10 protein-coding genes, 1 rRNA gene, 2 pseudogenes and 1 other annotated feature (1 of these 14 only partly in view) are annotated in these 15,026 nt (G+C 40.0%); of the genes and pseudogenes, 12 read left to right on the top strand and 1 reads right to left on the bottom strand.

Annotated elements, in window-relative coordinates:
- Positions 1 to 91: 91 nt before the first annotated feature.
- From rrf to JHE06_RS11935, 6 genes and pseudogenes are all read left to right on the top strand, one after another.
- Positions 92 to 207 (top strand): 5S ribosomal RNA (rrf, locus tag JHE06_RS11955).
- Positions 208 to 406: 199 nt separating this feature from the next.
- Complete coding sequence (locus JHE06_RS12275; protein WP_236253584.1) at positions 407 to 1,573, top strand: HAD-IC family P-type ATPase; 1,167 nt, start codon at positions 407 to 409, stop codon at positions 1,571 to 1,573.
- On the top strand, positions 1,530 to 3,053 hold the full coding sequence (mgtA, locus tag JHE06_RS12270; protein WP_236253520.1) for a magnesium-translocating P-type ATPase: 1,524 nt from the start codon (positions 1,530 to 1,532) through the stop codon (positions 3,051 to 3,053). The genes JHE06_RS12275 and mgtA overlap by 44 nt, the downstream gene beginning before the upstream one ends.
- A gap of 317 nt (positions 3,054 to 3,370) precedes the next feature.
- The gene (locus JHE06_RS11945) at positions 3,371 to 4,735 is read left to right on the top strand and encodes a L,D-transpeptidase family protein (RefSeq protein WP_236253519.1); all 1,365 of its coding nucleotides are present in this window, start codon (positions 3,371 to 3,373) and stop codon (positions 4,733 to 4,735) included.
- 126 nt (positions 4,736 to 4,861) lie between these two features.
- Positions 4,862 to 6,397, top strand: coding sequence for a gluconokinase (gene gntK / locus JHE06_RS11940; protein ID WP_236253518.1), 1,536 nt, complete (start codon positions 4,862 to 4,864; stop codon positions 6,395 to 6,397).
- A 79-nt stretch (positions 6,398 to 6,476) separates the two neighbouring features.
- Positions 6,477 to 7,028 (top strand): annotated as a pseudogene (locus tag JHE06_RS11935) (sugar O-acetyltransferase); the annotation flags it as partial.
- Positions 7,029 to 7,147: 119 nt separating this feature from the next.
- Here JHE06_RS11935 and JHE06_RS11930 read toward each other — a convergent pair.
- Positions 7,148 to 8,254 carry an ABC transporter ATP-binding protein gene (locus JHE06_RS11930; protein WP_058919538.1) on the bottom strand — a complete coding sequence of 369 codons (1,107 nt, stop codon included), beginning with the start codon at positions 8,252 to 8,254 and terminating at the stop codon, positions 7,148 to 7,150.
- A gap of 543 nt (positions 8,255 to 8,797) precedes the next feature.
- On the opposite strand from JHE06_RS11930, the gene JHE06_RS11925 reads away from it, so the two are divergent.
- The 6 genes and pseudogenes from JHE06_RS11925 (at position 8,798) to gltX (ending at position 14,836) form a co-directional block, all read left to right on the top strand.
- On the top strand, positions 8,798 to 9,331 hold the full coding sequence (locus tag JHE06_RS11925; RefSeq protein ID WP_058919537.1) for a dUTP diphosphatase: 534 nt from the start codon (positions 8,798 to 8,800) through the stop codon (positions 9,329 to 9,331).
- Between the two features lie 232 nt (positions 9,332 to 9,563).
- On the top strand, positions 9,564 to 10,934 hold the full coding sequence (gene radA, locus JHE06_RS11920) for a DNA repair protein RadA (protein WP_058920296.1): 1,371 nt from the start codon (positions 9,564 to 9,566) through the stop codon (positions 10,932 to 10,934).
- 83 nt (positions 10,935 to 11,017) lie between these two features.
- The gene (locus tag JHE06_RS11915; protein WP_058919536.1) at positions 11,018 to 12,127 is read left to right on the top strand and encodes a PIN/TRAM domain-containing protein; all 1,110 of its coding nucleotides are present in this window, start codon (positions 11,018 to 11,020) and stop codon (positions 12,125 to 12,127) included.
- 10 nt (positions 12,128 to 12,137) lie between these two features.
- A pseudogene (gene ispD, locus JHE06_RS11910) lies at positions 12,138 to 12,815 on the top strand (2-C-methyl-D-erythritol 4-phosphate cytidylyltransferase); the annotation flags it as partial.
- Positions 12,816 to 12,866: 51 nt separating this feature from the next.
- The gene (gene ispF, locus JHE06_RS11905) at positions 12,867 to 13,343 is read left to right on the top strand and encodes a 2-C-methyl-D-erythritol 2,4-cyclodiphosphate synthase (RefSeq protein WP_197409005.1); all 477 of its coding nucleotides are present in this window, start codon (positions 12,867 to 12,869) and stop codon (positions 13,341 to 13,343) included.
- A 23-nt stretch (positions 13,344 to 13,366) separates the two neighbouring features.
- Entirely contained in the window at positions 13,367 to 14,836 is a 1,470-nt protein-coding gene (gltX, locus tag JHE06_RS11900) for a glutamate--tRNA ligase (RefSeq protein WP_201088885.1), read from the top strand.
- 57 nt (positions 14,837 to 14,893) lie between these two features.
- Positions 14,894 to 15,026, top strand: a binding site (T-box leader) (it continues 105 nt past the right edge of the window).

Raw genomic sequence — 15,026 nt, 5'->3', positions numbered from 1 at the left:
TTTTTAAACGGTGTCTTGGTTTCGACACGATGTTGCAAAAGAAAAACACTATCCAGTTTTGAGAGAACACCGTTCTCTTGATGAAAAAATGTGCGGTGGTGACGGCAAGAAGGTCACACCTGTTCCCATGCCGAACACAGCAGTTAAGCTTCTTAGCGCCGATGGTAGTGAAGGGTTTCCCTTTGTGAGAGTAGGACGCTGCCGCGCAATCTAAAAAGGTACCATCTTCGGATGGTACCTTTTTTGTGTTATACTGAATAACAATAACGGATTTAAGGTTATATTAAATGAAAAATCACCATCGTAAACGGTTATCTGAAGAATTTTTAGGTAAGATACATTCCATGAGCAGCATCTTTAATTTCTTTACTGTTTTGTTTTTTAGAACAATGGAGGTGTGTGGGTGATGAAAAAAAAAACTGAGACTTCACAAAGCCAATCAAAAGCAGCTATTCAAACATTAGTGAGATTCAGTAAAAAGGATATTGACCAAATCTATAGTGAATTGGACACAGATAAAGAGGGATTTTCTGATGAAGCGGTAGCAGAAAAAATAGAAAAATACGGTCTCAATCAACTAACTCATGAAAAAAGTGTTCCATGGTATAAACAGTTGATTAAATCTTTTATCGATCCATTTACTTTAGTATTGATGACATTAGCAGTAATCTCTTTTATAACTGACGTTTTGTTATCTCCTCCCGAAAGCCGCAGTTTTAAGACTGTGATCGTTATCAGTACTTTAGTAGCTATTAGCGGATTTTTGAAATTCTCACAAGAATACCGTTCAAGCAAAGCCGCGGATAAGCTTAAGACATTGATCAGTTCGACTTCAGATATTCTGCGAAAAAAATCAGGTATTCAAGAAATAGATGTGGAGAACATTGTGCCTGGAGATATTATTAGTTTAGCAGCGGGTGATATTATTCCTGCTGATTTAAGGCTGATAGTCAGTAATGATTTACTGGTAAGCGAATCATCTTTAACAGGTGAATCAGAACCGGTTGAAAAAGTTGCTTCTCCTTTAAACAGCATTTCTGACGATACAGCGGTAACTGAACTGAGCAACATCTGTCTGTTAGGAACGACGATTGCAAGCGGTAGTGCGACAGGCATTGTGCTTGCTACGGGAGATGCTACTTACTTTAGTTCAATCGCGTCTTCTATTGTAACGCAAAAAAATAAAACCAGTTTTGATAAAGGCATAAAAAAGATTAGTTTGCTTTTAATTAGATTGATGATATTAATGGTTCCTTTAGTCTTTGTCGTAAATGGGATCACGAAGGGCGATTGGCTGCAAGCGCTGTTATTTGCTATTTCTATTGCGGTAGGACTGACGCCGGAAATGCTGCCAGTCATTGTGACAACGAACCTTGCAAAGGGAGCCATTTTGATGGGCAAGCATAAAACGGTGGTCAAAGAATTGGACGCTATTCAAAATTTCGGTGCAATGGATATCTTGTGCACAGATAAAACCGGAACGCTGACAATGGATGAAATGACCGTTACAACGTATTTGAACGCTCGGGGTGAAGAAGAATCCAACGGTCTTAAGAAAAGCTTATTTGAATAGTTTCTTTCAAACAGGTTTACGCAATTTGATGGATGTTGCAGTTCTTGAAAAGGGAAAAGATAAAGGGTTCAGCAATCTTGAATACCAGTACAGTAAAGTAGAAGAAATCCCATTTGATTTTATCCGAAGAAGAATCTCAGTGGTTTTAAAAGACGCGGAAGGCAAAAATAAAATGATAACAAAAGGTGCTTATGAAGAGATAATAGGCATTTGTACTCAAGTAGAAAACGGCGGAAAAATAGAAGTACTTACAGCAGTCGAAAAGAAAGAAGCTTTGGATAGAGCTAAAAAGTTAAGCAGTGAAGGCATTCGAGTGATTGCCATTGCTCAAAAAGAACAACTAGCAGCTAGCGAAGCAACAAGCAAAGCGGAAGAAAAAGAATTAGTATTAGCAGGTTTCGTGGGTTTCTTAGACCCGGTCAAAGAATCTGCAGGCGAAGCTCTAAAAGTGCTTGAAGAGGATGGCATAGACGTTAAAATTTTAACAGGGGATAGTGGAGCGGTCACTCTTAAAGTCTGTCAAAATTTAGGATTAGTTGTTCAAAGAGTTTTGCTAGGCAACGAAATCGGCAAAATGTCAGATGAAGAGCTGGCAGCTGCTGTAGAAGAAACCAGTGTCTTTGCCAAACTTGAGCCGTTACAAAAATCTCGTATCATCCAATCTTTACAAGAAAAAGCCCATATTGTAGGCTATATGGGAGATGGCATCAATGATGCTGCCGCACTTCATCAAGCGGATGTTGGCATTTCAGTCGATACCGCTGTTGGGATCGCTAAAGATTCAGCCGATATTATTTTACTTGAAAAAGATTTGCGGGTATTAGAAGAGGGCGTTATTGAAGGACGCAAAGTCTTTGGCAATATCATGAAATATATTAAAATTACAGTCAGTTCTAACTTTGGGAATGTTTTTAGTGTCTTACTGGCTAGTTTGGTACTGCCGTTTTTGCCGATGCTGCCCATTCAGCTGCTCGTTCAAAACTTATTGTACAATATATCTCAACTAGCCATACCTTGGGATACAATGGATCAAGAATATTTAAAAAAGCCGCGTAAATGGAACGCTGATGATATCGGAAAGTTCATGTTATTTGTTGGACCGATCAGTTCTATTTTTGATGTCGTAACGTTTTTAGTGATGTGGTTTATTTTTAAAGCTAATACACCAGCCATGCAGTCTTTGTTTCAAACAGGCTGGTTTGTGGTCGGGCTTTTATCTCAAACGTTGATTGTACACATGATTCGAACCGAAAAAATTCCTTTTATAGAAAGCAGAGCTACGCTTCCAGTAATGGCATTGAGTGGCGGTATGATGCTGATAGGAGCTGGTTTGCCGTTTACACCTTTTGGCACATCTATCGGCTTAACAGCATTGCCGCTAGCTTATTTTCCTTGGTTGATTGGAATTTTATTCAGTTATAGCTTGTTGTTGCAATTGGTTAAAAAAAGATATATTAAAAGATTTAATCGATGGCTTTAAAGGAGATGAAAAAACAAGCAGTGGGGAAAAAGAGCCGTATTTAATGATCAAGGATAAAAATCAGCGGTATTTTACGGGTTCGTCCACTGTTCAATAGTACAAATCTTAGGATAAGCAGTTGAATAGTTGAACATTAAAAATAGGCCTGCTCTTTTCTTAGAGGAAATGAAGAAAGGAATGGAATGTTCTTTAATTACGGTCAAAACATGGTAAAATAAAGGTGACCACGTAGGTTATCTTTTTAAAAATTGTTTGATGGTTGGGCACTCTCTCATAACTCAGGAACTTTACGTATAAACAAAAAGGAATGAATACAAATGGAGACTAATAAAAAATCAATGTTTATTGGATTAGGGATATTTTTGATTTTGATTGGAGGCTTTTATATTTTTAAAAGCATGCAGTACCAGGATCAATTTCTGCCTAAAACCACTGCTGACGGTATCTCTATCGGCAAGCAAACAGTAGAAGAAGCAAACAAAACACTTCAAAAACATTACCAAGAAAAAACGTTTAAAGCGACCGAAAAAGGCGAAGAACTGTTTGCCTTTACTGGATCTGATATAGGTGTATCGAATGATTTTAGCGAAACGCTAGAAAAACAATTAGCGAAACAAAATCCTTGGTCATGGCCAGTGAGTCGTTTTAGTTCCAAGAACAAACAAGTAGCCATTGAAGGGGCTGCCTCGGATGAAGCACAAGTAAAAGAATTTGTAGCTGCTTTGCCATTGGGAAATGAAAACCGTACAAAACCGGTAAATGCAACGCTTAAAAAAACAGAAACAGATTTCGAAATTCAGCCTGAAGTGAAAGGGAACAGTTTTGATTTAGAAAAAGTCAATCAGCTGATCAGAGAGGCTGTTCAAAAAAACTCAACTACTATAGAGTTGGAGCAAGCGTATGCTACTCCAACGGTTTATGCAGACGATGAAGCATTGCAAGCCAATTTGGCAGAGGCAAAAAAACTAAGCGATCTGTCGATCACTTATCAAATATTTGGTTCAGAAGAGATTGTGCCACGTGAAACATTAGTCAATTGGCTGAATGTGGATGATACAGGTTCAGTGGGAGTAGATAAAGCTCAACTCACTGCTTATATGCAAAAATTAAGCGATAAGTACAGTACGTATGAGAAAGCTCGTGATTTTACCTCTTCTAAAAAAGGTGTGGTCAGTGTTCCAGCTGGAACGTATGGTTGGACTTTAGATGTGGCACGGGAAACAGAAGCTCTGGCTGAGGATATCTTGGCTGGTAAGGATGTTGACCGGACTCCCCGCTACAATGGATCTGGATATGCAGATGATGGTAATGAGTTTGGAGAAAATTATATAGAAATCGATTTAGAAGCACAACACATGTGGTTTTACAAAGATGGAAAGTTAGCTTTAGAGACGGATGTTATCACTGGTAAACCAAGTACACCGACTCCTAAAGGAATCTTTTATGTTTGGAAACAAGAACGCAACGCTACCTTAACCGGTGAAGATTATGCAACGCCGGTTGATCATTGGTTGCCGATCGACTGGAGCGGAGTAGGAATCCATGATTCACCATGGCAAACGAATTATGGTGGGAAAACTTATTTGACCAAAGGTTCTCATGGGTGTATAAATACTCCTCCTGAGGTAATGGTAAAGATATATGATCAAATTGAGATCGGAACGCCTGTAATTGTTTATTAAAATAGAAAAAGCACAACGAAATGAAACTTTTCGTTGTGCTTTTTTTATGAAAGGCTATACTTTTTATAAGGCAGTGCCGTTAAATAATCAAGTTATCAAGAGAAAGATAATTAAGGAGGACTTTTTTTGAAACAACAGTATGTTATTGGGGTCGATATGGGAACAACCAGCACAAAAGCGGTTTTGTTTGAATCGAATGGAACAGCGATAGATGTAGCGTATACAGCCTATCCGTTGATTAAGGAAACACCCGACATGGCAGAACAAGATTTAGATGTTTTATTTGAAGCCGTGTTATTAAGTGTTGGAACATTAATGGATAAGACAGCCTGCCGACCTGAAGATATTCTATGTGTCAGTTTTTCAAGTGCCATGCACAGCTTGATTGCGATGGACCGACTGAATCAACCCTTGACGAGAAGCATTACATGGGCAGATAATCGTTCGGCCAAATGGGCGGATCAATTAAAAGAAACAAACGGTTTAGAAATATACCACCGGACAGGAACACCGATTCATCCTATGTCTCCATTAGCTAAAATCATTTGGTTGAGAGAAGAGCATCCTGTTATTTTTAATAAAACAGCAAAATTTATTGGTATAAAAGAATACATTTTTTATCAATTATTTGGTGAATACATAGTTGATTATTCCATTGCTTCTAGCACGGGTTTGTTTAATATTCATGATTTCAAATGGGACAGTCTGGCCTTAGCAACCGCTGGTATTGACGAAAGTCGATTGTCCAGTTTAGCAGCACCGACTAATCAACTAGCGGGAATGTCGGCGAAGTCTGCAGAGCAAATGGGGCTTTTGCAAGATACTCCATTTGTTCTGGGAGGAAACGACGGCTGTCTTTCCAATTTAGGAGTAGGAGCTGTGGAGCCAGGGATAGCAGCGGTCACTATTGGAACAAGCGGCGCAGTTAGAATGGTCACCGATCGTCCGGTTACAGATCCGCAAGGGCGGACCTTTTGTTATGTTTTAGATGAAAAACATTGGGTGATCGGGGGCGCAGTCAATAACGGCGGCGTGGTTTTAGAATGGGCAAGCCATCAGTATTTTCAAATGGAACAGCAATTGGCTGGTGAAAAGGAACAAACAGCTTACGATTGCTTGATGGAACAAATTGCTGCTGTGCCAGCCGGTTCTAAAGGCTTGTTTTTCCATCCTTACCTCAATGGCGAACGTGCGCCGTTATGGGATGCAGAAGCACGCGGTTCGTTTTTTGGAATCAATACGATGCACCGTCCTGAACATTTTTTGAGAGCGGTTTTAGAAGGCATCTGCTTTAATCTTTACGACGTTCTACATGATTTGATTGAATTGGCGGGCAAGCCTAAAAAAATCATGGCAACGGGCGGGTTTTCAAGATCAGAAGTCTGGCGCCAAATGCTGACAGATATTTTTAATCAGGAATTAACATTGCCGGAAAGTTTTGAAAGTTCTTGTTTAGGTGCGGCAGTCTTCGGCTTAAAAAGCATGGGAGTCATCCAAGAACTATCAGAAGTAACGTCAATGACCGGTTTCGAATACAGTCATACTCCCCAAGCAGCAGAAGGAGAAATCTATGAAACGATGTTTCCAGTCTATCGACAACTAAGTCAAACATTTGCCAGCAATTACCATCAAGTTGCAGCAATACAACGGATTTTAGAATAAAACAATTTAAGGTGAGTCGCATATAGTACAGAAATATGGGATAATAAAAAAGAGATTTAATAATGAAAGGGGAAACAAGATGGCTTCTCAAAAAGAAAACATGATTGCTGGTGAAATGTACGATTCATCAGATCCAGAATTATCAACGGCTCGAAAATTTGCTCGAAAAACATTAAGAGAGTTCAATCAAGCAGAAGATTCAGATGAGGCAAAAGCACTGCTGAAAAATCTTTTTGGTTCAACAGGCGAAAATTTTCACTTCAATCCAGGCTTAGTAGCAGATTATGGATTTAATATACATATAGGTGAAAATTTTTATGCGAATTTTAACTGTACATTATTGGATATCTGCCCGATCACCATTGGAAAAAATTGTATGTTAGCTCCCAATGTCCAATTGTACACAGCGACTCATCCTTTAGATCCTGTAAAACGCAATACGGTTTGGGAGTATGGCAAGCCGATCACGTTGGGCGATAATGTTTGGATCGGCGGAGGCGCAATCGTGATTCCGGGAGTTACTTTAGGTAATAATGTTGTTGTGGCAGCTGGTGCAGTAGTCACGAAGTCATTTCCTGATAATGTGGTTATCGGCGGAAACCCTGCTAGAGTTATCAAAGAATTGGATCTTTAATACAAACTAAAAAACTATCCAATGAGGTAAAGTGCCTCAATGGATAGTTTTTTGCGTCCCGCTAAATTAGAGCAGAGACTAAACCTCCTCCTGATTTACCAGGAGGAGGCAGGGGATTATAAGCGAATGACATCTTGCGTTTCTGTATCAAAGAAGTGAGACTTGTTCAAGTCAAAAGCTAAATCGATAAATTCACCAGGAGCATGGTAATCACGAGCATCTACTTTTGAAATAAATTCCGTATCATCCACACGAGTATAAAGCATCGTTTCAGCACCAAGCAATTCAGAAACCACTACTTCAGCATGTACCACACTATTTGGATTGGTATCTAAAGCAATTTGTTCGCTATGGATATCTTCTGGGCGGATACCAAAGACTAATTTTTTACCTTCATAGCCTTGTTCTATCAAACTTTTACTTTTGCCTTCAGGAATGGTTAATTTTAAACCTGCTCCATTTGTGATGACATTGCCGTTCAATGTAACGTTAAAGAAGTTCATGGCCGGTGAACCGATAAATCCAGCTACAAAAACGTTTACTGGCGTGTCGTAGACTTCTTTAGGCGAACCAATTTGTTGAACAAAGCCGTCTTTCATAATAACGATACGATCGGCCATTGTCATCGCTTCTGTTTGGTCATGTGTAACATAGATAGTAGTCGTTTCTAAACGACGGTGCAACTTAGCGATCTCAGCCCGCATCGCGACACGTAATTTAGCATCCAAGTTAGATAAAGGCTCATCCATCAAGAAAACTTTAGCGTCCCGTACAATAGCTCGGCCTAAAGCTACCCGTTGGCGTTGTCCGCCAGATAATGCAGCCGGTTTGCGTTTTAAGTATTCCGTTAAGCCTAAAATCTCAGCGGCTTCTTCTACACGGCGTTTGATTTCTTCTTTTTTATATTTACGTAATTTCAATCCAAAAGCCATGTTATCGTAAACAGTCATATGCGGGTACAAGGCATAGTTTTGGAAAACCATAGCGATATCGCGGTCTTTAGGCGCTACATCGTTCATCAACGTATCTCCAATAAACAATTCCCCTTCAGAAATATCTTCTAAGCCGGCGATCATTCTTAAGGTCGTTGATTTCCCACAACCGGATGGTCCAACGAACACGATAAATTCACGATCTTTGATTTTTAAATTAAAGTCTGTTACGGAGTACTCTGGATTATTTTCGTATTTTTTATGAATATTATTTAAAGCGATCTCTACCATGTTTTTCACCTGTCCTATTCATTAGTTTATAAGTAACTCAATACATTCAGTGTAATGTAAACGCTGTCTTTTTGAAACGTAGCAGTGCACAAGTTTTTGTACATTTTTTTGTGCAACATGCCGATTTAAGTGGATAGGTGACAATTGAAGGGGAAAATCGCACCCTGTTATGAGCTAGAGTCCATTTATCTCACAATTGATCCAAAAAAGAGTAGCAAATTGTTAGATAAAGCCAGTCTAGTTCTGTAGTGTCCGTATAATGGTGTGAAAAGAGAAAGGTCAGTTCAACGTTTAATACAATATAGTTCCCACAACAAACATTGAGAAAGGATAATGGTTATGACCCAACTAAATCCTAATATAAATGTTGATTGGAAATTTATTGGATTCGAAAATGTCACTACCTGCTAGTCGGAAGATATCGTAATAAAGCCTGGTTTTTGGTATAATGAATAAGGAGTTTTAGGAATCTTGAAAAATAATATACAGTGATGTAAAAGTTTTCTATTAAACGAACTAGATTTAAAGGGGACCCAGTATAGAATGGAAAAAGTACGTGGATTTGAACGTGTGTCACATTACGAAACAAAAGATATTCAGTTACCGATCAGAGCAACGAACCATGCGGCCGGTTATGATTTTGAAGCTGCAGAAGATTGTTTAGTACCGTCGATTTGGAAAGTGTTGTTTAAGAATAAAGCAAAAGAAACCTTGGCAACGGATGCTGTTTTTCCGGAAGAAAATCGCAAATATTTAAAATCAACGTTGGTGCCAACAGGCATTAAAGCGTATATGGGAGAAAATGAGTATTTACAGTTAGCCAACCGCTCCAGCAACCCGATCAAAAATCAACTGCTGTTGCCTAACGGAGTAGGGATCATTGATGCGGATTATTACAATAACGAAAGCAATGAAGGACACATTTATTTTCAATTTGTTAATTACGGCATCACAGATCACTTGATCAAAAAAGGTGACCGAATTGGACAAGGAATTTTTATGCCTTTCTTGAAGGCTGATAACGAAAGAACAACCGGGCAAAGCCGATCTGGCGGTTTTGGTTCATCTGGCAGATAACGGCAAGTTGAAATGACAATGGCATAAGAAAAAGAAGAAACCAGGAGCTAAAGCTTCATGGTTTCTTCTTTTAAAAATCACAGTTTAAGCATTTGCGTATTCTATACTAAACGTGACGTTAACACAAACGGATTTGAAAGGCTTTTTGGTGGTTTTAAAGCGTATTCTCCTTTTATTTGTGGTAAAATAAGATTAAATTCAGCTTAATGAATCAGAAGGGAATGTTCGATTGGTGGCAAAAAAAATAGCAACAAAGTTTGTCTGCCAGGCTTGTGGATATGAATCCCCAAAATGGATGGGCCGCTGCCCAAACTGTGGCGCATGGAACCAAATGGAAGAAGAAATAATAGCAGATAAAAACAATCGTAGAAGCCGAGTCAGTATGGCTGGTAAAACAGCTAAGGCACAGGCTATAGAAGACATTACCGTTTCTAAAATCCCCAGAGTAAAAACTAAGCTAGCTGAACTGAACCGTGTATTAGGCGGAGGAGTTGTTCCTGGATCAATGGTGTTGATCGGTGGAGACCCGGGTATCGGAAAATCTACTTTGCTGCTGCAAGTCTCTGCCCAGCTCAATCAAGCAGGCGGAAAAGTTCTTTATGTATCAGGCGAAGAAAGTGCCGGCCAATTGAAAATGAGTGCCAATCGTTTAGGTGTAAAAGGTTCAGATTTTTATATTTATCCGGAAACGGATATGGCTGCCATTCGTCAGACCATCGAAGAGATCCAACCGGATTTTGTGATCATTGATTCCATTCAAACGATGAGCCAACCCGATGTTTCAAGTGTGGTCGGAAGTGTGAGCCAAGTACGTGAAAGTACCGCTGATTTAATGAAAATTGCTAAAACAAATAATATTGCTATTTTTATCGTTGGGCATGTAACCAAAGAAGGATCGATTGCCGGACCGAAAATGCTGGAACATATGGTAGACACCGTGCTTTATTTTGAAGGCGACCGACACCACACGTTCCGAATTTTACGGGCAGTCAAAAACCGTTTTGGTTCAACCAATGAGATCGGCATCTTCGAGATGCGAGAAGGCGGTCTAGTCGAAGTCGTGAACCCTTCAGAAATGTTTTTGGAAGAGCGACTAGCGGGTGCAACCGGCTCTGCCGTTGTTTCAGCCATGGAAGGTACCAGGCCGATTTTGGTAGAGATTCAGTCACTGATCACGCCGACTGTGTTTGGAAATGCTAAACGGACGGTTAGCGGACTAGATCATAACCGTGTATCTTTGATCATGGCTGTCTTAGAAAAACGAGCAGGGTTATTGCTGCAAAATCAGGATGCTTATCTAAAAGCAGCAGGCGGTGTAAAATTGGATGAACCTGCAATTGATTTAGCCATTGCCGTCAGTATTGCTTCAAGTTACCAAGAAAAAGAAACACGGCCTAAAGACTGTTTTATCGGAGAATTAGGTTTAACAGGAGAAGTCCGGCGCGTAAGCCGAATTGATCAACGAGTTCAAGAAGCTGCTAAATTAGGCTTTACTCGCTTGTTTATACCCAAAAACAACATTGGCGGCTGGACGTTCCCGGAAGGAATTGAAATCGTCGGTGTTACAACTATAGCCGATACGATCCGTAAAGCATTCGCTTAGATATAAAAGCAAGACAATCAAATGGAACATGCGTTTTTTGCTGAAAAAGTAAAAAACGCAGCCATTTCTAAAGGAGGATTATTTTGGCTAAAAAAATTATTACTGGAATTTTTTTACTGATTGGTGGAAGTGTAGGAGCGAGTTTTTTACCAATGGTATGGGAAATCTTTCATATATCAAATCAACTATTTAACAATTCATTTGTGAACATTTTAATTGGTGCTATTATATTTTTATTACTATCTATTCCTAGCGAGAAATACATTGAACAAGGCATAAAAAAATTAGAACTTTTATTAAGCCAACAAAGCGTCACATATTTACTTTTTGGCAGCCTTGGAACGATTATTGGAATGGTCTTGGCTTGGTTGGGCAGTTTATTTTTGATCGGCTTATCTTTGCCAGTGATCAGCAATGTTTTTCCGATCATTGTTATGGTCGTATTTGCTTATTTAGGTTTCCGGATCGGAACGACCCGACGCGAAGAATGGCGCAAGCTGTTTCAATCAAAAGCGAAGAAAAATACAGAAGACGATAGTCAGGTTTTGGAAAGAAGAGCAGATGAAACGTTCCGCAAATACAAAATTTTAGATACCAGTGTTATTATCGATGGACGGATTTACGATATCGCAAAAACCGGATTTCTTGAAGGAGTTATTTTGATTCCTAATTTTGTGCTGCAAGAACTGCAGTACATTGCGGATTCTTCCGATAGCCTCAAACGCGTTCGCGGACGCCGCGGGTTAGATATTTTGAATGCACTGCAAAAAGAAAATGATATGGAAGTTGAAATGTACGATGGCGACTTCGAAGACATTACGGAAGTCGATTCAAAATTGATCAAATTGGCTAAATTGTTAGACGGTGTGGTTGTGACCAATGATTACAACTTAAACAAAGTCAGTGAATTTCAAAACGTCCCTGTTTTAAACATCAATGCCCTTGCCAACGCTGTAAAACCTGTGGTCATACCTGGGGAAAATATGACAGTGTTGGTGGTCAAAGTTGGAACGGAACGCAATCAAGGTGTTGCTTATTTGGATGACGGCACGATGATCGTTGTTGAAGATGGACAATACTTTATGAATAAAACCATTGAAGTTGTCGTAACGAGTGCGCTCCAAACGGCAGCAGGACGAATGATTTTTGCGAAACCCGTCCACTCTCAAAAAGGAATTAAAGAAAAAGAATAGGGGACTTGTGATGAACAAAGACTATGAGCTGATTTTATTGGCGGCTGGTCATGGGAGGCGGATGAACGCTTCTGAAAATAAAGTTCTATTGCCGCTCCTGAATAAACCAATGATTGCTTATCCCTTAAACACTTTTTTAAGCGATAAAAACTGCCGGCACATTATTATAGTGGCCAAAGAAGACGAAATCTCCTTATTGAAAGAGCTGGTTAAAAAAGACAATACTTCTGCCCAGACACCGATTACGTTTACTGTAGGAGGGCGGGAAAGACAAGACAGTGTTTACGCTGGTCTAAAAAGCCTTCATGAGCCAGCTTCAGGTTTTGTGATGATCCATGATGGAGCGCGACCGTTCATTGAACGGAAAAGCATCGATCAGCTAAACGAAAAAGTTCATACTGCTGGTTCGGCTATTTTGGGCATGCCGGTCAAAGATACCATTAAATCGGTGGAACTAGGAAAGGTCAAAAAAACCTTGCCGCGGCCTGAACTTTGGCAAGTCCAGACTCCTCAAGCATTCAGCAGTCCATTGATTTTCAAAGCGCATCAAAAAGCGGATGAAGAACATTTCTTCGGAACGGATGATGCATCATTGGTTGAACGCTTAGGCGGAGCCGTAACAATGGTCGAGGGCAGTTATGACAACATCAAAATAACGACGCCGGAAGATTTGATCACAGGTGAAGCGATTCTTCAGCAACAATTAAAAGAGCATCAGAAAGAAAAAGGAGCTGATCTTATGCTGCGAGTTGGACAAGGATACGACGTTCATCAATTGGTTAAAGGTCGGCCTTGTATCATCGGCGGAGTGACGTTGCCTTATGAATATGGGCTACTAGGGCATTCTGATGCAGATGTTTTGATTCATGCAATCATTGATGCCTTACTCGGAGCCGCTGGATTAGGCGATATCGGCCAGTTGTTTCCAGATGACGATCCTCGATTTAAAGATAGCGATTCAAGACAGCTGCTGCAAACAGTCAGCGGCTTGCTGGCATCAAAAGGGTACCGTGTCGGCAACATCGATGCCACTCTGTTGGCTGAACAGCCTAAAATGCACCCTTATTTAAAAGAAATGCAAAAAAACCTAGCAATTGATTGTCAAATAGGCATAGAACGTGTTAACGTAAAAGCAACGACATCTGAAAAAATGGGTTTTGTCGGTCGCCAAGAAGGTATCGCAGCAATGGCCATTTGTTTATTAGAAATAAAATAAAAAACCGGAAATGAGGAAATAACATGACAAAAAAAGTTCGGGTACGTTATGCACCAAGTCCAACAGGGCATTTACACATTGGGAATGCTCGTACAGCATTATTTAATTATTTGTTCGCACGCCATAACGGTGGAGATTTTATTTTAAGAATTGAAGATACCGACCAAAAACGCAACATTACAAATGGCGAACAAAGCCAATTGGAAAACTTAGCATGGTTGGGCATCGATTGGGATGAAAGTCCTGACAAACCTGGTGAATATGGTCCTTACCGACAATCAGAACGCCGGGAAACTTATGATCCATTGGTAGAACAACTCCTATTAAGCAATCGTGCTTACAAATGTTATTGTTCTGAAGAAGAATTAGAAGCAGAGCGGGATGCGCAACGTGCTCGTGGAGAAATGCCTCATTATGGTGGAACTTGTGCTCATTTGACCGCAGCAGAAAAAAGCGAAAAAGAAGCAGAAGGAATTGAACCGGTTATTCGTTTCCGCGTGTCGCCAGAAAACACGTACAGTTTTGAAGATATTGTAAAAGGCCATATTTCTTTTGAAGCCGCAAGTGTTGGGGGCGATTTCGTGATCGCTAAACGCGATGGTATGCCTACATACAACTTCGCAGTCGTTGTGGACGATCATTATATGGGAATTACACACGTTTTACGTGGCGATGATCATATTGCTAATACGCCAAAGCAATTGATGATTTACGAAGCCTTTGGATGGAAAGCACCTGAATTTGGCCATATGACGTTGATCATCAATAGCGAAACAGGGAAAAAATTAAGCAAACGGGATGAAAGTATCCTGCAATTTATTGAACAATACCGTGATTTAGGCTACTTGCCGGATGCAATGTTCAACTTTATTGCATTACTGGGCTGGTCACCGGTCGGAGAAGACGAAATTTTTGACCAAGAAGCCTTTATTAAAATGTTTGATCCGAATCGTTTAAGCAAATCACCAGCTGCTTTTGATCCTAAAAAATTAGAATGGATCAACAACCAATACATGAAACAAGCAGACCTTGAAACGGTTACGTCTTTAGCATTGCCTCACTTGATCAAAGCGGGCTATGTAGAAGAAAACCCTTCAGCTGACAAACAAGCTTGGGTCCAAAAACTGATTGGCTTGTACCATGAACAAATGAGTTACGGCGCTGAAATCGTAGAGTTGTCTAGTTTATTCTTTACTGAAACTCCAGAGCTGGACGAGGTTGCCAAAGAAGTACTGGCCGGAGAAACGGTTTCTGAAGTTCTCCATGCATTTTATGACGTTCTGGATACATTAGAAACTTTTGATGTCGCTAGCATCAAAGCTGGCATCAAAACGGTTCAAAAAGAAACAGGCATTAAAGGGAAAAACCTCTTTATGCCGATTCGTGTAGCTGTAACCGGTCAATCTCACGGTCCTGAACTAGGAGAAACAATCGAATTATTGGGTCGCGAAAAAACAAAAGCTCATTTAAAAACCGCTATTGCTCATTTATAAGAGCCTTGCACGAAGTTGACTTGATATGAAACGAAGAACAGAAAGAATTAAATAGCATAAAAAACAGTGAAGAGAAAGAGTACCTTAAAAGAAACCTCCAGAGAGTCTGTATGGGTGAAAGCAGATGGTTTAGTTTAAGCGAAGTGCCTCTCTGAGTTGAGGTATTGAACCTGCAGTAGGTACCTATCGG

This window comes from Carnobacterium sp. CS13 (genome assembly GCF_016653495.1).
Classification (GTDB): domain Bacteria; phylum Bacillota; class Bacilli; order Lactobacillales; family Carnobacteriaceae; genus Carnobacterium_A; species Carnobacterium_A antarcticum.
Note: the sequence above shows the minus strand (reverse complement) of the source record. Positions and strands in the feature narration are given on the sequence as shown.